Source organism: Mucilaginibacter sp. 320_HR (assembly GCF_059691875.1).
Genome location: NZ_JCAWAI010000002.1, coordinates 522,916 through 543,878 on the forward strand (window position 1 = coordinate 522,916; position 20,963 = coordinate 543,878).

26 protein-coding genes and 1 tRNA gene are annotated in these 20,963 nt (G+C 39.9%); 25 read left to right on the forward strand and 2 right to left on the reverse strand.

The window, feature by feature from the left end:
- Nucleotides 1–10: 10 nt before the first annotated feature.
- The 15 genes from rfbH (at nucleotide 11) to AC59GT_RS07945 (ending at nucleotide 14,497) form a co-directional block, all read left to right on the forward strand.
- Nucleotides 11–1,312: a lipopolysaccharide biosynthesis protein RfbH gene (gene rfbH, locus AC59GT_RS07875; RefSeq protein ID WP_497237121.1), complete on the forward strand. Its 1,302-nt coding sequence runs from the start codon at nucleotides 11–13 to the stop codon at nucleotides 1,310–1,312.
- Between the two features lie 110 nt (nucleotides 1,313–1,422).
- On the forward strand, nucleotides 1,423–1,836 hold the full coding sequence (locus tag AC59GT_RS07880; protein ID WP_497237122.1) for a sugar 3,4-ketoisomerase: 414 nt from the start codon (nucleotides 1,423–1,425) through the stop codon (nucleotides 1,834–1,836).
- Nucleotides 1,833–2,258, forward strand: a complete 426-nt coding sequence (locus AC59GT_RS07885) for a sugar 3,4-ketoisomerase (protein WP_117381712.1) — start codon at nucleotides 1,833–1,835, stop codon at nucleotides 2,256–2,258. Before AC59GT_RS07880 ends, AC59GT_RS07885 begins: the two co-directional genes overlap by 4 nt.
- Nucleotides 2,258–3,370 (forward strand): DegT/DnrJ/EryC1/StrS family aminotransferase, encoded by a 1,113-nt coding sequence (locus tag AC59GT_RS07890; protein WP_497237123.1) that lies wholly within the window; start codon nucleotides 2,258–2,260, stop codon nucleotides 3,368–3,370. Before AC59GT_RS07885 ends, AC59GT_RS07890 begins: the two co-directional genes overlap by 1 nt.
- A gap of 218 nt (nucleotides 3,371–3,588) precedes the next feature.
- On the forward strand, nucleotides 3,589–4,749 hold the full coding sequence (locus AC59GT_RS07895; RefSeq protein WP_497237124.1) for a glycosyltransferase family 9 protein: 1,161 nt from the start codon (nucleotides 3,589–3,591) through the stop codon (nucleotides 4,747–4,749).
- A gap of 18 nt (nucleotides 4,750–4,767) precedes the next feature.
- A complete protein-coding gene (locus AC59GT_RS07900) occupies nucleotides 4,768–5,457 on the forward strand; it encodes a glycosyltransferase (RefSeq protein ID WP_497237125.1) in 690 nt (229 codons plus the stop codon).
- 99 nt (nucleotides 5,458–5,556) lie between these two features.
- Complete coding sequence (locus AC59GT_RS07905) at nucleotides 5,557–6,408, forward strand: glycosyltransferase family protein (protein WP_497237126.1); 852 nt, start codon at nucleotides 5,557–5,559, stop codon at nucleotides 6,406–6,408.
- The gene (locus AC59GT_RS07910; RefSeq protein WP_497237127.1) at nucleotides 6,408–7,760 is read left to right on the forward strand and encodes a hypothetical protein; all 1,353 of its coding nucleotides are present in this window, start codon (nucleotides 6,408–6,410) and stop codon (nucleotides 7,758–7,760) included. The genes AC59GT_RS07905 and AC59GT_RS07910 overlap by 1 nt, the downstream gene beginning before the upstream one ends.
- 7 nt (nucleotides 7,761–7,767) lie before the next feature.
- Nucleotides 7,768–8,448, forward strand: coding sequence for a glycosyltransferase family 2 protein (locus AC59GT_RS07915; RefSeq protein WP_497237128.1), 681 nt, complete (start codon nucleotides 7,768–7,770; stop codon nucleotides 8,446–8,448).
- 234 nt (nucleotides 8,449–8,682) lie between these two features.
- The gene (locus AC59GT_RS07920) at nucleotides 8,683–9,600 is read left to right on the forward strand and encodes a glycosyltransferase family 2 protein (protein ID WP_497237129.1); all 918 of its coding nucleotides are present in this window, start codon (nucleotides 8,683–8,685) and stop codon (nucleotides 9,598–9,600) included.
- Nucleotides 9,601–9,668: 68 nt separating this feature from the next.
- Nucleotides 9,669–10,625 carry a D-glycero-beta-D-manno-heptose-7-phosphate kinase gene (gene rfaE1 / locus AC59GT_RS07925; protein ID WP_497237130.1) on the forward strand — a complete coding sequence of 319 codons (957 nt, stop codon included), beginning with the start codon at nucleotides 9,669–9,671 and terminating at the stop codon, nucleotides 10,623–10,625.
- Nucleotides 10,625–11,632, forward strand: coding sequence for an ADP-glyceromanno-heptose 6-epimerase (gene rfaD / locus AC59GT_RS07930; protein ID WP_497237131.1), 1,008 nt, complete (start codon nucleotides 10,625–10,627; stop codon nucleotides 11,630–11,632). The genes rfaE1 and rfaD overlap by 1 nt, the downstream gene beginning before the upstream one ends.
- Complete coding sequence (locus AC59GT_RS07935; RefSeq protein ID WP_497237132.1) at nucleotides 11,556–12,200, forward strand: D-sedoheptulose 7-phosphate isomerase; 645 nt, start codon at nucleotides 11,556–11,558, stop codon at nucleotides 12,198–12,200. Before rfaD ends, AC59GT_RS07935 begins: the two co-directional genes overlap by 77 nt.
- Before the next feature lie 159 nt (nucleotides 12,201–12,359).
- A complete protein-coding gene (locus AC59GT_RS07940) occupies nucleotides 12,360–13,709 on the forward strand; it encodes a sugar transferase (RefSeq protein WP_497237133.1) in 1,350 nt (449 codons plus the stop codon).
- Nucleotides 13,710–13,711: 2 nt separating this feature from the next.
- Nucleotides 13,712–14,497, forward strand: coding sequence for a helical backbone metal receptor (locus AC59GT_RS07945; RefSeq protein ID WP_497237134.1), 786 nt, complete (start codon nucleotides 13,712–13,714; stop codon nucleotides 14,495–14,497).
- A gap of 67 nt (nucleotides 14,498–14,564) precedes the next feature.
- Here the strand turns inward: AC59GT_RS07945 and AC59GT_RS07950 are convergent.
- Nucleotides 14,565–14,646 (reverse strand) — tRNA-Leu (locus AC59GT_RS07950).
- Nucleotides 14,647–14,789: 143 nt separating this feature from the next.
- Nucleotides 14,790–15,794: an LLM class flavin-dependent oxidoreductase gene (locus tag AC59GT_RS07955; RefSeq protein WP_497237135.1), complete on the reverse strand. Its 1,005-nt coding sequence runs from the start codon at nucleotides 15,792–15,794 to the stop codon at nucleotides 14,790–14,792.
- A gap of 185 nt (nucleotides 15,795–15,979) precedes the next feature.
- Here AC59GT_RS07955 and AC59GT_RS07960 point away from each other — a divergent pair, with 185 nt between their 5' ends.
- The 10 genes from AC59GT_RS07960 (at nucleotide 15,980) to AC59GT_RS08005 (ending at nucleotide 20,948) form a co-directional block, all read left to right on the forward strand.
- Nucleotides 15,980–16,417: a CBS domain-containing protein gene (locus tag AC59GT_RS07960; protein ID WP_497237136.1), complete on the forward strand. Its 438-nt coding sequence runs from the start codon at nucleotides 15,980–15,982 to the stop codon at nucleotides 16,415–16,417.
- 97 nt (nucleotides 16,418–16,514) lie between these two features.
- Nucleotides 16,515–16,949 (forward strand): hypothetical protein, encoded by a 435-nt coding sequence (locus AC59GT_RS07965; protein ID WP_497237137.1) that lies wholly within the window; start codon nucleotides 16,515–16,517, stop codon nucleotides 16,947–16,949.
- Nucleotide 16,950: 1 nt separating this feature from the next.
- A complete protein-coding gene (locus AC59GT_RS07970; RefSeq protein WP_497237138.1) occupies nucleotides 16,951–17,910 on the forward strand; it encodes a wax synthase family protein in 960 nt (319 codons plus the stop codon).
- 53 nt (nucleotides 17,911–17,963) lie between these two features.
- Nucleotides 17,964–18,176, forward strand: coding sequence for a hypothetical protein (locus tag AC59GT_RS07975; protein WP_497237139.1), 213 nt, complete (start codon nucleotides 17,964–17,966; stop codon nucleotides 18,174–18,176).
- Nucleotides 18,177–18,614: 438 nt separating this feature from the next.
- Entirely contained in the window at nucleotides 18,615–19,139 is a 525-nt protein-coding gene (locus AC59GT_RS07980; protein ID WP_497237140.1) for a DUF4142 domain-containing protein, read from the forward strand.
- Between the two features lie 99 nt (nucleotides 19,140–19,238).
- On the forward strand, nucleotides 19,239–19,484 hold the full coding sequence (locus AC59GT_RS07985; protein ID WP_497237141.1) for a hypothetical protein: 246 nt from the start codon (nucleotides 19,239–19,241) through the stop codon (nucleotides 19,482–19,484).
- A 20-nt stretch (nucleotides 19,485–19,504) separates the two neighbouring features.
- Nucleotides 19,505–19,735 carry a hypothetical protein gene (locus AC59GT_RS07990; protein WP_497237142.1) on the forward strand — a complete coding sequence of 77 codons (231 nt, stop codon included), beginning with the start codon at nucleotides 19,505–19,507 and terminating at the stop codon, nucleotides 19,733–19,735.
- A gap of 23 nt (nucleotides 19,736–19,758) precedes the next feature.
- Nucleotides 19,759–19,995, forward strand: a complete 237-nt coding sequence (locus AC59GT_RS07995) for a hypothetical protein (protein WP_497237143.1) — start codon at nucleotides 19,759–19,761, stop codon at nucleotides 19,993–19,995.
- 157 nt (nucleotides 19,996–20,152) lie between these two features.
- A complete protein-coding gene (locus AC59GT_RS08000; RefSeq protein ID WP_497237144.1) occupies nucleotides 20,153–20,740 on the forward strand; it encodes a DUF2975 domain-containing protein in 588 nt (195 codons plus the stop codon).
- Between the two features lies 1 nt (nucleotide 20,741).
- Complete coding sequence (locus AC59GT_RS08005; protein ID WP_497237145.1) at nucleotides 20,742–20,948, forward strand: helix-turn-helix domain-containing protein; 207 nt, start codon at nucleotides 20,742–20,744, stop codon at nucleotides 20,946–20,948.
- The last annotated feature ends 15 nt before the right edge of the window (nucleotides 20,949–20,963 follow it).

The window sequence follows — 20,963 nt, forward strand, 5'->3', positions numbered from 1 at the left end:
AAATATAAAAATGATAAAAAACATTACTACTCCTGAACTGGAACAGAGCCTCCGAGCAATAGCTAAAGCTAAAACCACGCAAGTTATTGTACCGGGGAAAAACTATATACCCGTTACAGGCAAAGTTATTGATGAAGACGATATCTTGCTTGGTGTTGATGCCGCATTAGACGGTTGGCTTACCGCCGGCAGGTTTGCTAATGCTTTCGAAACAGATTTCGCCAGGTACTTTGGCGCATTTAAGGCATTACTGGTAAACTCAGGGTCGTCTGCAAATCTTGTTGCTTTTTACGCCCTTACGTCGCCAAAGCTTGGCGAGAGAGCGATTAAGCCGGGTGACGAAGTGATCACGGTTGCCGCTGGTTTTCCAACCACGGTAAACCCAATGATACAGTTTGGCGCTGTACCCGTTTTTGTGGATATAGATATAGCAACGCACAACGTTTTATCATCTGCTATCGAAGCAGCTGTATCGCCAAAAACTAAGGCCATAATGATAGCGCACTCACTGGGTAATCCCTTCGATTTGGATGAAGTAATGCGGGTTGCTAAGAAATATAACCTGTGGGTGGTAGAAGATGATTGTGACAGCCTTGGCGCCACCTACCGTGGACAAAAGACCGGAACTTTTGGAGATATCTCTACTTTTTCATTCTACCCGGCACATCATATTACAATGGGCGAGGGCGGTGCGGTGCTGATAAATAACCCGGTGCTGGCTAAAATTGCCGAAAGCTTTAGGGATTGGGGAAGGGATTGCTATTGTGAACCGGGAAAGGACAATACCTGCGGATGCCGTTTCTCACAGCAACTCGGCACACTGCCTTACGGATACGACCACAAGTACACCTACTCGCACATCGGCTTCAACCTTAAGGTTACCGATATGCAGGCTGCCTTTGGCGTATCGCAAATAAAGAAAATAGATCATTTTGTGCAGCGCAGGCGTGAAAACTACAAAGCACTATACGAGCGCATGAAGGAGTTGGAGGATATCTTCATCCTGCCGGAACCAACACCTAACAGCGACCCCTCGTGGTTTGGCTTTCTGCTGACCCTGCGGGAGGGTGATGCCGCAGACCGGCATATGCTGGTACAGCATCTGGAAGAAAATATGATTGGAACAAGGCTGCTGTTTGGTGGCAACCTGCTAAAACAGCCGGCCTATGCTAATATTAACCACCGGGTAGTAGGGGAGTTAACCAATACCGACATCATCATGAACCAATCGTTTTGGCTTGGGGTTTGGCCGGGCCTCAACGAAACTCATTATGATTATATTTTGGACGTTTTTAAGGACTACATTGCATAATGTTGTTGTTTGTTGCAGCTTCAATTCAATATTTTATCCAGAAACAAAATGCAGTTTAAAAAAATGTGGTTTTTGAAGGTTTTGGACAATGTAATTATCTGATCAGGAATATGAATTTAACAGAGGTAAAACTCATCAATTTACCAAAGGTGCTGGATGAACGGGGTAACTTGTCCTTTATGGAAGAAGGGGAACATGTACCTTTCGACATCAGGCGTACCTATTGGATATATGACGTTCCGGGTGGTGAACAAAGGGGTGGCCATAGTTACAAAACCAATCAGGAGCTTATAGTAGCGCTATCAGGCAGTTTTGACGTTATCGTTCAGGATGGTACTAGTGCTAAGGCGTTCACGCTAAACAGATCATATTACGGTTTATACATTCCTGCCGGTATCTGGCGGCACATCGAGAACTTCTCCACTAATTCGCTTGCGTTCGTAGTAGCTTCAACAGACTTTGATGAAGACGATTACGAGTGTGAATTTGATGATTATGTAACCTCTAAAGCAGTAGCACGATGAATACCGTTTACGACTGCTCTTTATATGAACTGCCTCGTATTCAGAACCGTACGGGGAACATTACACCAGTGCATAATAACCTGGAGATACCCTTTGCCATAAAAAGGGTGTTCTATTTATATGATATCCCGGGTGGCGAATCTCGTGGCGCACATGCTCATAGAACCTGTCACCAGTTTCTTATAGCAGCCAGCGGCAGTTTTGAGATTTTTTTGGACGATAGTAAGACTAAGCGTATTGTGCAGCTTAATCGACCCTATATAGGCCTGCATATTCCACCAGGAATATGGGCTTCTGAAGTTAATTTTTCCTCGGGTTCAATCTGCCTTGTATTTGCCTCAAATAAGTACGATGAGGCCGATTACATCAGGGAATACCATGATTTTTTGGCGCTCCGCAATAGCAAAAATTTGATCCGCTAATGGTGCAGTTCTTAGATTTATTAAAGGTTAATCAGCCGCATGCTGATGAACTTAGGGAAGCCTTTGAGCGTGTATTAAATTCTGGCTGGTATATACTAGGCAACGAGGTAAAGAACTTTGAAAATGAATTTGCACATTACTGCTGCGTTCAACATTGCATAGGTGTGGCTAACGGCCTGGATGCGCTTACACTCATTTTCAGGGCTTATAAAGAACTCGGCATAATGACCAATGGCGACGAGGTACTTGTTGCTTCAAACGCCTATATAGCCAGTATTTTGGCGATTTCTGCTAACAATCTTGTTCCTGTGCTGGTAGAACCCAATATTGACACCTACAATATTAATCCTTCGCTTATTGAAGAAAAAATTACTTCAAGAACCAAAGCAATTCTACCGGTTCATCTCTACGGACAATTGTGTGATATGGCGGCCATAAACGCCATCGCTCAAAAGCATGGGCTTAAGGTAGTTGAAGATTGCGCACAATCCCATGGCGCTTTACTTGATAACAAAAAGTGTGGCAATCTTGGCGACGCTGCAGGCTTTAGCTTTTACCCGACCAAGAACCTTGGCGCCTTAGGTGACGCCGGTGCAGTTACAACTAACGACAGTAAACTAGCCGAGACTATAAAAGCGCTGCTGAACTACGGTTCACATGTTAAATATCAAAACCTGTACAAGGGCGTAAATAGTAGATTGGACGAGTTGCAGGCGGCTTTTCTATCTGTTAAGCTAAAGTACCTTGATAAAGAGACAGGCATCCGCAGAAAAATAGCAACTTACTACCTAAACGAAATTAAAAATCCCGAGATAATTCTTCCGGAAGTAACATCAGAAGAGTCGCATGTTTGGCATCTATTTGTCATTAGGTGTAAAAATAGGGACAATCTGCAGGCATTTTTACAAAAACACGGCATTCAAACAGTTGTACATTATCCAATTCCGCCGCACAAACAACTTGCTTATCCTGCATGGAACAAATTAAATTATCCCATAAGTGAGAAGATACATGATGAGGTTCTAAGTATTCCCTTAGCTTTCCAGTTATCCAGTATTAATATCAAACAGATAGTGGACGCTGTCAATTTATATGAACGTTATTGCGAGTAAAAATATTTAGCGATACGCAATTTGCTCAGTTAGTTTTTAGTTTATCTAAGGTTAGTTAAAACAAATCCCAAAGTATATTTAACATCTGGTGAATGAAGATGATTTTACATCTTTGTACTAATTGATTCAAGGTTTGGAGTAGTAAATTATCCAACTTTTTCATAGCCCTATGGGCATGGAAGTTAAAAGACCACAACACTTATATCTTATTGGCAAATATGCTTAGAAAAATCTCATTACTAATTTTCATACTCTGGATTAAAATTAAGCAGTTGTTTTCGTTTTCACCAACAACTAAGCATTTACTGATTATAAAAATAGAGGCGATCGGAGACTACATTCTGTTTAGGAATTTTGCTCGTGAACTGAAAGAAAGTGATCAATATAAGCACTATAAGATAACTCTTTTAGGTAATAAAATATGGGGAGAACTTGCAGTTAAGTACGATAGTGATGTTTTCGACAACATCTATTTAATTGATCGTAATACGTTAGAACACGATTGGTTCAAGGTGTTCAATTACCTTAGAAGGATAAATTATGACACAGTTGTCTCCTGGAATTATTCACGTAATCCAATTACTGACATCTTTTCTTATGTTACTGCGGCCAAACACAAAATAGCTGTAGATGGAGACTGCAACAGTATAAGTCCTTTTATTAAAAGTCTCTTCAATGCAATTTGCTACAATCAGTTGATTAATGTTCCGTCGAGTATAAAGTCCGAGTTTGGCTACAATAAACACATAACAGAAACTCTTTTAAAGAAACCGTTAACTATCAGTAAGCCCACATTGGAGCCTTTGAAAATTGAAAATGATCCTAGATTTCACAAAAATCAAAATTATGTGCTATTAGCGCCTGGCGCGGGTGTTTTTAACCGCAAACCGACGGTTGATTTTTTAGCTCAACTTACTAAATACGTGGTTAGCAAATATCCCATTTATTACATTGGTGCTGGTGATGATTATATAACTGTACAGCAAATAGAAGATAAGCTTGATGTAGACGTCCAGTTTAAGTTGGTGAATTTAGTTGGCAAAACCACCTTGGCAGAACTTCCATCAATTTTAAAAAATGCCCGGATGGTTATAGCAAACGATAGCGGTATTTATCATATGGCAGTAGCAATAAATAAACCGGTTTTGTGCATAGCTGGGGGAGGACATTTTGAAAGGTTTGTGGATTATACCGAAAACCCCAATATAAAATTATGTTATGAACCAATGTCTTGTTTCAATTGCGATTGGAATTGCATTTTCAACTTTCAGCCGGAGCAACCTTATCCGTGTATAAAAAATATTTCCGCGACTAGGGCTATCAACGATTTTGTATCTTTGGACAATTTGTGTCACCCAGCTGAGCCTTTCGCTGTGTAAACTAATTAAGATATATACTTGAAATTAGCTAACGGAATAAGCATTATTACTGTTGTATATAATGCTGCATTACCTCTCGAGGAAACAATTAAGTCGGTAATAAAAGAACGCAATCTGGTAGACGAATTTATAATTATTGATGGTGGCTCTACAGACGGCACTGTCGAAGTTTTAAAAACGTATGAGCAACATATAACATCATGGATAAGCGAGCCAGACAACGGAATATACGACGCGATGAATAAAGGCTGGAGCAAAGCCTCCAACACTAATCATATCTTGTATCTAGGCGCAGGTGACACTTTGATTTCGCTTCCTAAGCCGTCAGATTTAAATACCGAAATTGTATATTACGGTAATGTAGTAATGGGTGATGGCAGCATTTTTAAAGGGAAAGCAGATATAAGACTGAAAATTGGAAACACGTTGCACCATCAAGCCCTTCTGATTCCCAAAAAGATAAATATAGATCCACCATTCGATCCTGTTTATAAGGTTTATGGTGATTTTGATTTCAATCAGCGGCTTTATAAAGCAGGTAGACAGTTTAAGCGTAATACTGATATAAAATCGTATATGATGCCTGACGGCGTTAGTCAGGACAACAAAACCATGGAATGGTATTACATTATAAAGCGTAATTATGGGTTAATGGTTGCTGTTTTGGGCTTCATTTACTACCATTTTCAGCGTTTAAAACGGTATTAAATTGCAGTTTACCAAATACCTAAACAATAATTCGGCTTACATTACTTACTCACCACATTGATCAATAGATAGTTATGATAAATCTTCCGTTTAATTAAGATGAACGATACAAAAATCAATATTCTGCTGGTAGTAGTATTATATAAGACAAATCTTATTGAGTCACCTACCTATAACTCTATCCTCAAGTCATTAAAGAAGGGTGGTTACAAAGCAGATATGGTAGTGTATAACAATAGTCCGCAACATGGTGTGTATGATGTTATTAGTGTACCACAACTGGATGTAACATACATTGAAGATGCCAGTAATTCTGGCGTAAGTAAAGCCTACAACGTAGCGGCCAAGATTGCAGAGGAAAAAGAAAAGAAGTGGTTGCTACTACTTGATCAGGATACTCATTTCCCCGAAAACACTATTGCAACTTATTTGAATGCACAAGCACTTTACCCACAGCACAAACTATTTGCTCCTATAGTAAAAGCAGGGCCTTCACGTATCGTTTCACCCTGTAAATTTAGGTTTATGCGTGGAGTTGCATTAACAAGCATTAGTCCTGGCATTTACAAGTTGAAAGGGATGTCTGTTATAAACGCAGGTATGTGTATTAGTTTAAATGCATTTCAACAAAATAATGGCTTTAATGAACTAATTAAATTGGATTTTAGCGATCATGATTTTATCAAAAGATTAGGTGAAAGTGTTACATCAGAATTAGTTGTAGTTGACATGATAGTTAGCCATCAACTATCCTCAGAAAACAACAACAGTATTGAAACTGATAAGGTTAGATTTGAATACTATTTACAAGGAGCAAAAGAAATACCTTCAACAAAGAAGGAGCGCTTTTTTGTTCAAGTAAGTTCTATAGCGCATATGCTAAAATTATCATTTTTGCATAAATCACCTTATTTTATGATGCGATTATTTGAAGTACATAATTCTAATTGATGGAAGAACTAGTATTCTCACTTGATCTCACAACATTATTCCTACTGGCTGCGGGAGTGTTTAGTATTTATTATTTTACTTTAAAGAGATATATATTCTTTTGGTTTGATCCATTGCTGTTTTATTTGGTTTTTAACAGCTGTAGTACTGCTTTTGTACTGTATTTATATTTTTGGGAACGCCAAATTTCAACTTTTTACCTTATCACTTTTGTTGTCTCTACAGTCGGTTTTATGACAGGCTTATTCCTGGGTTCAAAGTTGGCCTTAAAACAGATAGTACTAAATAAGCAGTTCAACACTGGTGTAACACATAAATACAACCAGGTATTTGATATCTTTTTAATCATAAGCATTGTAATTGTCGTCGGTTCGAATTTACTTATGCTTGTTGTTGTAGGTTCATTGCCAATTTTATCAGCTAATCCTTCCGAAGCTAAAATTGATCTTTACACAGGTGGCTGGGGTTTGGTCAGACGAATTGATTTAGTATCCGTAAATTTCATTTTTGCGGTGTCATTGCTAAAGTTATATCATCCCGTCAACTTAATTTCTCTACAAAAAAAGTTGTTTTATTGGCTATGCATTTTAATTGGAATCGGAATATTATTTACGATGGGTGCCAAAGGTTCATTAATAAATATTCTTAACACTTTATTTGGAGTTGCTTTAATAAATGCTTTTTTCAAGAAGGGTAATGAATCAAAGAAAACATTTTATAATATTAAATCAATAAAAAACTTCGGAAAATATGCTTTACTGGGCGCTGTTTGTTATATGTTTTTTGTCATAACAAAATCAGGTGTAGAAACAACGGCTTTTAATACATTTATTACTAGAATGGTGGCAGCTGGCGATACTTTTTATTTTTTTTATGTATATGATATGTACAAAGATTTTAAGGTCACGACGCTTGATTTTTTTACTCACATTGCTAACCCTATTTTAGGATTTTTGAGGATTACACCTTATGAGTATCCTGTGGGAGCTTATATGTTATATTATGCATTTGGATCTCCTCTTGGTTCATTAGGTCCAAACGCTCAGCACCACATCGAAGGATTACTTTATTTCGGTAAATACGGAGCTGTATTTTATTCTTTAGCAGTTGGGTTCATGATTGCTTTTTTGCGGTTATCTTTGTTAAACCGCGCTTTAAAAAAGCCCAATTTTTTAAGACTTTTGATCTTTACCTCGCTTGCATCAATTGCAATATCGGCGGCTGTCGAGTTTAATTGGTTTTTACTTCTATTTTATGATGTGTTGATTTTTGGTACGCTGCAATTTTTGCTATCCCTTGCTATAATGAATTATTTGCGGCAGAGTAAAATTTTTCAGAATGTATCGAGTTAGTGTTTGTATGGCCTCTTATAATGGCGAAAAATTTATTAAAGCTCAAATTGAAAGTATCTTGATACAGCTGTCTGAGAATGACGAGTTGATAATCAGCGATGATGGTTCTACAGATGATACGATAGCTATCGTAAATTCTTTTCAAGATAGCCGTATAAAGGTATTCGCCAATAATAATTGCAAAGGACCCGTGGGGAATTTTGAAAATGCATTATCGAAAGCAGCAGGAGAGATTATATTTTTAGCTGATCAGGATGATATATGGCTATCTAATAAGCTTAATACTCATTTAGCTTTACACCAGAACAATGACCTAGTCATTTCTGATGCCTTGGTAGTAACCTTGCAAGGTGCTGTCCTTCACCCATCTTTTTTCAACGCACGCGGATCTAAAAGGGGTTTTATAAGCAATATTCTCCGTAATTCATACACCGGCTGTCTGATGTCTTTTAATAGAAAGATATTAGATTTAGCTTTGCCATTTCCAAAGCAAATTCACATGCACGATTGGTGGATTGGTTTGGTTGCCGAGTTGAAGGGTACTGTAGTATTTTGCGATGAGAAGCTTATGCACTATGTTAGGCATCAGAGTAACGCTTCGCCTACATTAAGTAACAGCGGTTATTCCTTTGTAAAAAGGTTAAACAATAGGCTGCAATTAATCTACGCTTTATTAAAATTATCTTAGGAGTAGCTTTTTGTTGTGTCTTCTGCAAATACGACAGGTATCTCCGGTTTATATGGCGACTTACAAATTAGATTTACCCGCTTAATAACGCTAGGTAAGTTGTGTCAAGCAGTTTAAATCAATTGACCATTTACCCGCTCATCTAAATAATCAGTTTACCAAATTTATAAAAGTTAAGTACCTTTGACGGCTTTAGCTTACTAAACTTCAGATACCGACTTACTATAATTTAAATTGGATACTAAATACGCTTTGTGTATACCTACCTATAATGCCGGGGCTTTGTGGGAGAATACTCTAAAATCAATTGATCAACAAACTATAAAGGGTCTGCAAAAAATAATTGTTGATTCTGGGTCATCGGACAATACAGTTGATTTAGCCAAGACCCATGGATTTACGGTTATTGAAATAGCTAAAGTTGAATTCAATCACGGTAAAACCAGGCAGTTGCTTGTTAATAGCTGTTTTGCAGAATGCGAAATTTGCGTGTTTTTGACTCAAGATGCAATTCTGTCCCACAAAGATAGTTTAAGGTGGTTGTTGAATGTATTCGACGACCAAAATGTTGGCTTGGCGTATGGCAGGCAATTACCACGTGAGGGTGCAAAACCTTTAGAGGCACATTTAAGAACTTATAATTATCCTGCACTTTCAAATGTTCGTTCTGCAGCGGATATAAATAAATTAGGTTTTAAAGTTTTTTTTTGTTCTAATTCTTTCGCTGCTTATCGCAAGTCAGCCCTTAACAAAGTTGGCGGATTCCCATCAGAGTCAATCATGGGCGAAGATGCCATCGTAGGTGCTAAAATGATTAAAGCCGGCTTAAAGATAGCCTACGTAGCTGAAGCAAGCGTGTATCACTCTCATGATTACACAGCAATTGAAGAGTTTAAACGATATTTTGACACACGTGTTTTTCATGAGCAAAATGACTGGCTCATAAAAGAATATGGTAAACCTACCGGTGAAGGCCTTAAGTTCGTGAAGTCTGAACTGAAATTTGCTCTGTCAAATAATCCCGGGTATTTGTTAAAATCAATAGCGTCTATCGTTGCGAAATGGTTTGGTTATAAAGCAGGCGCTTATTATAAAAAAATCCCCTTTAATGTAGTGAGGAAAATATCTATGCACAAACATTACTGGAAATAAACTTTGACATTACAAAATTTTAAAACATAGCGCTACTTGATTGTGCTGCATCATATGCATTTAATTACATGAAATATACTATAGATGAAGATCTCCGAATTCTTGTGATAGGCGACCTTATGGTTGACCACTACATATACGGTAATTGTAATAGAATATCTCCGGAAGCACCTGTACCGGTGGTGGAGGTAGTAAAAGAATTATATACACTAGGTGCTGCCGGAAATGTTTTAGAAAATTTAAAAGCCTTTAATAGCTTACCTAGCGTTGTTGGTGTGTTGGGTGATGACGAACACGCTATTACCGTGTTGGACCAGCTAGATGCTTTAAAAGTATCATCGACGGGTGTGATAAAAGATAATGATCGCTGTACTATAGTAAAATCAAGAGTTCTTGTGGCGAATCATCAGCTAATTCGTCTCGACCGCGAAGTAATTAAGCCATTAGCCGCTGATAAAGAGAAGCTGATTTTGGAACATTTTAAAAGCTTGGTTAGAAATCATGACATAGTGCTTATTTCAGACTATAATAAAGGGTTGCTTACGCCAACTTTATTAAATGATGTAATCAAGATATGCCGAGATCAAGGTGTGCAAATGCTCTTGGATCCTAAAGGGAGCGATTTTTCAAAGTACCGGGGTATCAACATAATTAAGCCCAACAAAAAAGAGGCGGCTGTAGCATCTGGTATTGATATAACTGATAATAAAAGCTTAACAGCAGCTTGTATAAAGATACAAGAAATTACTCAATGCGATAGTGTAGTAGTAACGTTATCAGAAGATGGAATCGCATTGTTTAACGAAGGGAAATTGGAGATAATTCCTACAAAAGCACTGGATGTAGTTGACGTGACTGGTGCAGGTGACACTGTGTTGGCTTCATTAGGAGTTGCCTTAGCATCTGGTAACAGTCTTTATGATGCATGCCAATTTGCAAACTATGCCGCGGCAATAGTGGTAAGTAAAGTGGGTAGTGCTACTGCAACCTTAGATGAAATGCAGCAAAAGTTTGTGGAAAGATAATGACGATAGATCCTAAATCAACTATTATTATAACAGGAGCGGCCGGCTTTATAGGCTCTTGTATGGTCGGGTACCTTAATAAAAAAGGGATATACAATTTGATTTTAGTTGACGATTTTACGTCAGATACAAAGAAACTTAATCTTAAAGACAAAACGTTTTACAAACTTGTTGAGCGCACTGAGTTATTTAATTGGCTGGCGAGGTTCGATGGTATTATAAATGCCGTTGTGCACATGGGCGCTCGTACAGATACGGCGGAGTTTGATTATTCCATACATCAAAAACTTAATGTGGAATATTCCCAGGATATTTGGAGGTATTGCACCAAACACCAAATCCCTTTTATTTATGCTTCGTCTGCGGCTACTTATGGTGCGGGGGAATTTGGTTATATAGATGACCATGATGTTGTTGCTAAACTTAAACCATTAAACCCATACGGCATCAGTAAAAACGAATTTGATAAATGGGCACTTATGCAAACCGAATGTCCACCCAATTGGGCTGGGTTAAAATTTTTTAATGTATACGGGCCAAACGAGTACCACAAAGGCCGAATGGCTAGTGTTATATGGCATTCTTTCAACCAGATACAAACGGACGGACTGGTGAAGTTGTTCAAAAGCTATAAGCCAGCTTTCGATAATGGATGGCAGCTAAGAGACTTCATTTATGTAAAAGATATATTGAAAGTTGTTTATTGGCTGATGAATGTGATGTTTAATAAAAGCTGGCCTTTAAATAAAAACGGGTTATACAATTTAGGTACAGGCAAAGCCCGTAGCTTTTACGATTTAGTTACGGCTACCTTTAACGGTTTGGGTAAACAACCAGAAATAGAATTTATAGACATGCCTGTTGATATCCGCGACAAGTACCAGTACTTTACCGAGGCAAACATGAATAAACTAAAGAGCATAGGCTACAATGAGAAGTTTTATACCTTGGAAGAGGGTATATCTGATTACGTTAGGAACTATTTATCAAAACAAGAATATTATTAGAATGCAGCAGTATATCCAGTCTACTTTTGAACAGCATATTAACGTAGCCGATAAAACTTTGGTTAAGTTAAAAGAAGATATAGCAATAGCCAGCAAAATAGTGGTTGACGCTATAAGCAACGGAAAAAAAATTTTACTTTTTGGTAACGGGGGCAGTGCTGCCGATGCCCAGCATATTGCTGCGGAGTTTGTAGGTCGCTTTGTTAAAGAACGGCGCTCTTTGCCCGCTTTAGCGCTTACGACTGATACTTCTGCACTTACTGCAATAGCTAACGACTACGGTTATGACCGGGTGTTTGAGCGCCAGGTCGAGGGTCTTGCTACAGCCGGCGACATCCTCATTGGTTTGTCTACGAGCGGCAATAGCCCTAATGTTACAAAAGCCTTGATAAAGGGACGTGAGTTAGGCTGTAAAACAATTGGATTATCCGGGCGTGATGGAGGCGAATTGAATAGATGTTGTGATATCAACCTTATTGTGCCGTCGGATATCACTGCTAGGATTCAGGAAATGCATATTCTAATAGGTCATATTATTTGCGGAGCTGTTGATGAATTAATTGATTAAATAATTGTCTTATCAGTTTATAAAAAGTGAAATCTTGGCATTGTTTTGGAATAACTTATATGTGGTTTTATTGCTGTTTAACTTAATGTTTGAAAAATTTACAATTTTATTTAAGTTTGTACAGCATAAACCTTATCTAAAACAGCTGTCTACATTCATATGAATACACGCTACTCTAAACATCTTCCCGGGCTTGTTTTCCTAAGCGATCTGCTACTTTTGAATATTGCACTTTACACTTCTCATTTTGTAAAGTTCAATAATCTTGTTTTTAGCAATACATCAATCACCTTTATTTTATTGGTAAACATTGCCTGGGTTGTTGTATCGGCACTTTCTAAAAGCTTTTACGTTTTTAGACCATTATGGTTACGTGATAACATCAACAAATTCTTACTAACGCTTATTTATCATCTCCTTTGCGTTTTCGGTATAATTTACTTTTTCAAAATATTTAACATTTCCCGTACTGAGGTAATGCTTAGCTACACATTGTTCTTTTTGTTTGTAGTTGTACAACGTTCGGTACTGTTCTTTTTTCTAGACTATATACGTAAAAATGGATACAATCATAGACAGATAGTAATTATAGGTGATAATAATATTGCTGACCGTTTGATGAAATCTTTTTCTCAGCATCCGGAATATGGATATGACCTTGCAGATTACATCTCTGAGGAGCAAATATCAGGAATGGAAGAGCCTCAGCTTATACAACACCTTTTAAGTAAAAGTCCCAGTGAGATATTTGTATGTTACAAACAAATGAACACCGACTTGCTAAACAGGCTGGTGAGAATCGGCAATACTCATTTCATAAAAATTAAGGTTGTATCAGACCTGATGCTTGGCAATAACTACGCTCAGTTGATAAGTTATGATGATGTACCGGTGTTACAACTGAACTCTCACCCGGAGATAGGACTTAAAATAAGATTTTTAAAGAGGAGTTTCGACATTGGATTTTCGTTGGTAGTTATGGTTTTAGGTGCTCCAATATTTTTCATGTTGTACGTTACCACAAAGCTATCTTCAAAAGGACCTGCATTTTTTAGACAAGAACGTATAGGGCAAAACGAAAAGCCTTTTTACATCTACAAATTCCGTAGCATGAAGGTAAACGCGGAGCTTGCCGGTCCACAGTTGTCCAAGGATAACGACCCCCGAATCACTAAATGGGGACGTATTATGCGTAAAACCAGGTTAGATGAGCTTCCGCAGTTTTGGAACGTTCTAAGGGGCGATATGTCCGTTGTCGGGCCACGTCCGGAACGTCAATATTTTATTGAGCAGATTGTAGAAAAAACGCCTAGTTACAAAAAATTGCTGCGGGTAAAACCAGGTTTAACTTCTATAGGTCAGGTGCATTATGGTTATGCTGAAAACGTTGACCAAATGTGCGACAGGGTGCGGTATGATATGTTGTACCTGCAGAACATGAGCCTTAACTCCGACCTTAACATCATACTCAAAACTGTTAAGGTGATGGTACAGGGAAAAGGTAAATAATTGTGCCTGTCTTTTCAGACCAGCTGAACAGGTCGGTATACACACCGGATTTTCCACAACGAATAATATCTATAGTTCCGTCACAAACGGAACTTTTGTTTTATCTGGGGCTTGGCGAACGTGTTGTCGGTATAACTAATTACTGTATCCACCCGTCACCAGATGTAAGAACAGTTACTAAAATTGGTGGCACCAAAAAGCTTAATATAGATACTATACATAGCCTTAAGCCTGATCTCATCATTGCCAATAAGGAAGAGAATGAACGTAGCCAGGTAGAAGCGCTAATGAAGCATTATCCGGTTTGGGTGAGCGACATAGCAGACCTTAATGATGCTTTAGAAATGATTAAAGGGGTGGGGCAGATTACCGGCAGCACTATAGCAGCAAACCACCTTGTTAACAACATAGCGCTAGCTTTTAACGGCATACTTCCACTTATGCCAGCAAAAACTGCTGCGTACTTTATCTGGCGTAAACCTTACATGGTGGCCGGTAAGGGAACCTTCATTGATCAGATGATGCGGTATTGTGGCCTCATAAATGTTTTTGATGTTGACCGATATCCGGCTGTAACAGCAACGGACCTTATGGCGGCAGCACCAGAAGTTATTCTACTTTCCACAGAGCCATATCCATTTTCCGAAAAGCACCTCGAAGAGTTTAAGCGGATGGTGCCTAATGCCGATATCATTCTAGTAGATGGTGAGATGTTTTCGTGGTATGGTAGCAGGTTGCTACTTGCACCAAAATACTTCAACAGCCTCATTGCCGGCTTACAGCCGTAATTTATTAGCACCGTTAAGCTTCAGGAGTTATAAAATAAAAAGGCCTTTACAATTGTAAAGGCCTTTGTGCGGAAGAAGGGACTCGAACCCCCACGCCTCGCGGCGCCAGATCCTAAGTCTGGTGCGGCTACCAATTACGCCACTTCCGCATTTGGTTTTTAAGAGTTGGCAAAGATAGCTTTAATTAGCAAACTTTAAAACAGATCTTTCATTTTTTAGCTATGTGCCTCATTATGTCTGAATTAAATTTTACATCAGCACTAATAATGTAAAGAATACGTCGGGTTAGCGTTTAAGAGCGCATTGCCTGGGCCAATATCTCGTAAGAACGCAGTTTTGCTTCATGGTCGAATATATGTGATGTTACCATTACCTCATCAATACCGGTGTGTTCTACTAAAGCTCCCATCTTGTCCTTAACAGTTTGCTGCCCCCCAAAAATTGCGTATGACAACATTTGCTCAACAGCTTCCTGCTCGTAAATATTCCAGGCACCGTCCATACTGTCAATAGGCGGTGGGAGCAACTGGCGCTTGCCGGTTACCACGCCTTTTATAAACAATTGTACAGATGTTGCCAGTCGTTCGGCTTCTTGATCAGTATCCGCAGCCACAACATTGATGCAAGCCATCATGTACGGTTTTTCTAAGTGGACAGAGGGCACAAAGTTCTCCCGGTAAATATCAATGGCCTCCAAAAAGTAAGTTGGCGCAAAATGGCTCGCAAAGGCGTAGGGGAGGCCTTTGGCGGCAGCAAGGCGCGCACTATCTGTACTGGAGCCTAATATCCATATCGGGATATCCAGTCCTTCGCCTGGTATGGCCCGTACTTTAGCATCTGCGTTATCTGCCGAAAAAAAGTTTTGCAACCGCTCTACATCTTTTGGAAAGTTAAACGCTGCATTGAAGTTTTCGCCCCTTATAGCCAACGCAGTAAGCTGATCAGTGCCGGGTGCCCGGCCTAAGCCAAGATCTATCCTGCCCGGGTAAAGCGATGCCAGCGTACCAAACTGTTCTGCCACAACCAGCGGCGCATGGTTAGGTAGCATAATACCACCGGAGCCAACCCGGATAGTTTTAGTACCACCGGCTACGTAACCAATAAGAATTGAGGTAGCAGAACTTGCCACGTTCATCATGTTGTGGTGTTCGGCAAACCAATAGCGGTTATAGCCCCAATGTTCCGCATTGCGTGCAAGGTCGAGACTGTTAGGGAATGTATCTGCAGGGGTTTGGCCCTGTACCACAGTTGCCAGATCGAGTACTGAGTAGGGTATATGAGAAAGCGTGTTAGACATATGTAGATATTTACCTCAAAAATAAGGCCTGCTAAATTCAACAATTGTCAATTATTCACAAATGACTTTGCTTACACACTAATAAAACCGAGTTCATGTTACCGTTTTTGTAATATGTTGCTAAATTGTTGTTTTATAGATAGTTATTAGTAAATTCACTTAAACCAAATTAAACCTGTTTACCAATGAAGAATGTACAACACATACTTGCACGTAAAGGGAGTGCCGTTATTGCCGTTCCTGCCGCAACTACCGTATTAGACGTACTAAAGCTAATGGCCGAAAAGAACATTGGCTCGGTAGTGGTAACTGATCATGACAATCAGTATTTGGGCTTGGCGACAGAAAGGGACTATGCCCGTAAGATCATCCTGATGGGAAAGCACTCTGATGACACAACAGTAGGTGAGATTATGAGCATTAATCTGCCGCACATTACACCAAAAACATCAATAGACACGTGTATGCTGCTCATGAGCGAAAATAACATTCGTTATTTGCCGGTATTTGATGATCTGCATGTACTTTGTGGTATTATCTCCATTAATGATGTGGTTTACGAAACCATTCACTCCCAAAAAGAAACTATAGAGCAACTGCATAGCTATATCCACGCTACTTAATTATCTATTGCAAACAAGTTTGATAAAATATACTTTCAATAATTATTGAAAGTATAGATAATTGTTTTACATTTGTATTGTCTTAATCATCAATCAAATGTTCAACAATTCAATCAATAACAACACACTTTTACAGCTTGCCGGCCTTGGACAGGTAGGTCTTGCGCTTGGCTCACTTTTTATTCCTGGTGTATTAAAATGGCGCTCAGAACTGTCTAAGGTCAATCCGCTGATAAGGCAGATGTTTTGGGTGTACGCGGCTTACATATTTGTTATAAACCTCAGCTTTGGTCTGCTATCTATTTTATGCAGCGATGATTTACTTAGCCACTCTAGGTTAGCAACCATAGTCACCTGTTTTATAGCAGTGTATTGGCTATCAAGGGTAGCTATTCAATTCTTTTATTTTGACCGTTCGGCACTTCCTTCCGGTAAATGGCAACGGGTGGCCGAAGTGGTATTAGTGCTACTGTTTACCTGGTTTAGCCTGTTTTATAGCTTTCTGTTCTACGTGAATTTAAAGGGCTTATAAGATGGAAACAATTACACATGTTAGTTGCTTTGCGATAATTAATTTGCTGGTGATATTGGTTGGCTACAGCCTTATACGCGCAAAGGCTATATTGCTTAGCTGGATGCTGCTTATAAGTACCATCGCTCTTGTAAGCTACTTGTTCATTCAGGAGGGTGCAATATTAAGTATGCTGGCCATTATTGCCACAACCTTTACGGGTATGAAGGTGATTGCCGTTGCAGAGGTTTACCGCAACAAGAACCTTACACTTACTTTTAAACAGTGGTGTGTATATGCGATAGGGTGGGTAGGCATGCGTGCCGAACCGTTTGAAACCTTGGGTGCAAAACCGCTCCCGGGCGCCAGATCAATGATTATCACAGGCATCAGCAGGGTTGTGGCTGGTGCTGCGCTTATCTTGTTAGCACGGTATGTGGCGCATCGGTATCATGATGATGAGTTCACCTATTTAGCTGTCACGGCTTTGCTGTTGGTGGGCTTTAGTCTTGTGCTGCACTTTGGCCTTCTTGCTATAAGTGCCGGTATGTGGCGGTTGAGCGGGGTGAATACGTACCTGCTATTTCGGCAACCTGCCAGGGCGCTTAGCTTAACAGAACTTTGGAGCAAACGCTGGAACATAGCATTTAGTGAAATGACGTCTGTGGCTGTTTTCCGGCCGCTACGTAAAAGAATAGGTCCTGCGGCGGCATTACTTATAGCTTTTTTATTTTCTGGTTTACTGCACGAACTTGCACTGAGCGTGCCTGTGAACGCCGGCTACGGCCTGCCCACGTTATACTTCTTGCTGCAGGGCTTGCTCGTCCTCGTAGAAAAGCTTCTCATGAGCAGGAATTTATTTTTCCTAAAAAACAATTTGGTTGCGCGTGTATGGGTGTTCTTTTGGCTGGTATTCCCTATGCCATTGTTATTTCATCCTGCATTTATTAAAGGAATACTGTGGCCTATGGCAGGCTTGTAGCATTGTAATCAGGACTTTGAATAATAATTTTCTTCTGGGTATCTTACAGTCTCATGAATTTAAACGAAAGACAACCCGAATGGGGCTTTTATGCTGCTGATGGTACGCTTGTACCTATATCAGCGTTAACAGCCTCCAGCTTGAAGTATTTAGAGTATTCAGCTACTCAATTGAAGCACCTTTTGGAAGAGAATATCCCCGAAGAGCGTTATGAACAATGTGCCAATATTCGCGATGAGTTGTTGCGAAGAGCTAAGACTTTATAACTTTCTTATCATCTTTATAGCAACACTTACTACAGTCTGCAAATCCTTTCGCGTCTGATAATAGTCGGACTTTACAATTAGCTAGTCTCTTTAATTATTAAATAATTTAATTAGTAATTAAAACAATTGCTCAATTCCTCCTGTTGCTTCTATACAGTTCACGAAAATTGAATATCTAGAAGGTCCATATTACCGGGAAAGGTGTCAACCTATCTCTGATACTTTCCGCTCACCAACAACTAGTTTAACATTAATAATTTATAAAGGAAAGTGTGCATTCCCATATAAGGTATTTCTATGTAGTGTTTTGTTGTTTATTGGCGCCTGCGGTACCGTAATGTAGGGTGACCGCAGGCTCAATTAACGCGTAAATACTATTAAGCATTGTTATAAAACAACTTCTATATCAATATCATCTTAAAACAACATCTAAAAACCATGAAAAAGTTAGCAACCGCGTTTTTAACACTGGCAGCCATGTTCGCGGCACAGTTCACCAACGCACAAACCAATTCTGCCCAGCCGGATACGGCTACGGTAAATTTTATTACACAGGCCAGTACAGGCAGTTATAAAGAAATAGCTACAGGACGGCTTGCTCAAAAGAAGGCGCAAAGCGGACAGGTAAAAGCTTTTGGTACCCGCATGATAGCCGACCACTCGTTAGCCAATAATCTGCTTATGCGAATTGTAAAAGCAAAAGGTTACCAGGTACCTGCGCCACCATCAGCGGATGCGGTAAAAGATCCTATGCTGGACAATGCAAGTGGTGCGGCCTTTGATAAAGCTTATGCGGCTATGATGGTAGTTGACCACCAAAAAACAATAGCATTGTTTCAGCACGCTGCTAACACGTTGCCTGTCGCGAAGGTAAAGGCGTTTGCCAAAGCACAATTGCCCGTGTTAAAGAAACATCTTACCATGATACAGCAAATTAACAATAAGGTGAACGGCGCTAAGTAATAACCTGGAAAATGATACAGCACGGTAGCGCGGTGAGAGATTTGGTTGTGGATGAAGAGTGTTGCTGTGCTGTTTTCATATTCTAACTAAAGCAGACAAATGGAAAGTGAAAATATAAAGCCTGACTGCGACAATGATAACGTTGTACCCGGGCAGCAAAATTACCCAACACCAACCGATCTGGGCAACCACAATGCGCAATCCGGTGAGCAGATCATCCGCGGTGCTTCCCAGGAAGACCAGCTGGACTCGTTAAAGCAGAACGCTGCGGAGACCGGCCCCGGTGCCAACGAAATAGGTGCAACACCAAGCACGGGCGACGGGGAGCAGCACGGAGAAGATTAATTTAACAAACATCTACACAAATGAAAAAGCACTTAATTATTGCAGGCCTTTGTGCCTGTATGGCCTTTACTGCCTGCGGCGGGCAAAGCCAGAAGAACGATGCTGGTGACAGCGGTATGAAAACCGATTCGGCCAGCAGCAATCACGATGTTGGTAATAGTGCCGGTACACCGGACAGCAGCCAAAGTATGGGCAGCGATTCGTCAATGAGCCGTGCTAAGGAAAATGACACTTCACAACGCATGAAATAATCAATCAAATCAATAACTAAATAATGGCAAATTTCAATCCTGAACATAGCGAAGGGCCGGTGGCTAAAGCTATAGAACAACAAACGGCCAAACTGCCGTCAGATTTATTTTTATGGGCTGCATTAGCATCAATGGGGGTGTCAGCAGTTCTTAAAGTAACCAGCAAGCCTCACACTGCACTTTTCGTAGGTCAGTGGGCTGCTCCATTTTTACTATTAGGCCTTTACAATAAATTAGTTAAAGTAGAAGGCAGCGAATAACGCAACATGGCTAAAGTTAGCAACAGTAAAGAGCCCGCTGGTTACCAGCGGGCTCTTTACGTTTATAAAAGACGTTAATATTGTTTATCTATCATTAGATGTGAATGTGTTAACAATAATTATTTATTGTTTATCAATAAATAATTATGTTTGCAATATGACAAGCAAGCTTTATTATTGGCTTAAAGGGATAAAGGTAATCTTAGTTATAGCCGTACTGGGCTTTGGGTTTACCTTGTTTAATGCAGTTAGGCTCGCGGTCACATCTAAGCAAATGCGGGCGGAGGTGCTGCTGCAACATCCTGCAAAACAAGCCGCAGGTGGTGGCACGGTAGAAGTAAACGCCGGCACTTACCTGTTTCAATCCAATAAGGTACCAGACAAACTTATTTTCCGTCACACCTATCAAAACTGGGACTTGCTGCAATCGCTGTTTGCCTTTACAAGCTGCTGTTTATTGCTGTATACAATCAATGGAGTTAATACCGGCGGCCCGTTCAGCTTAAAGACAGCGGATCGGATCAGGACACTTGGTTTGGTTTTCATAGGCTATGGGCTGCTTAACATAGCTGCTTCGTTTTATATGCGCAACAGGCTGGCAGAGCTTACCTCTGCGCTGGATCTGCGCTACAGTACTTTTCCGGCAGATTTATCGTACCTCAAAATGGGTGTTTTTGTTCTCATCTTTTCATTGGTGTACCGCATTGGTGCGGCTTATCAGGAAGAAAATAACCTTACTATATAATATGGCTATCATCGTAAACTTAGATGTAATGATGGCCAAGCGCAAAATGTCGCTTAACGATCTGCAGCAAAAGGTTGGCATCACGCTGGCCAACCTCTCCATATTAAAAACCGGTAAAGCAAAAGCCATCCGGTTTGAAACCTTGCAAGCCATTTGTAAAGCCCTGGATTGCCAACCGGGAGACATACTGGAGTACCAGCCCGATTAACGCTATCTAATAGTC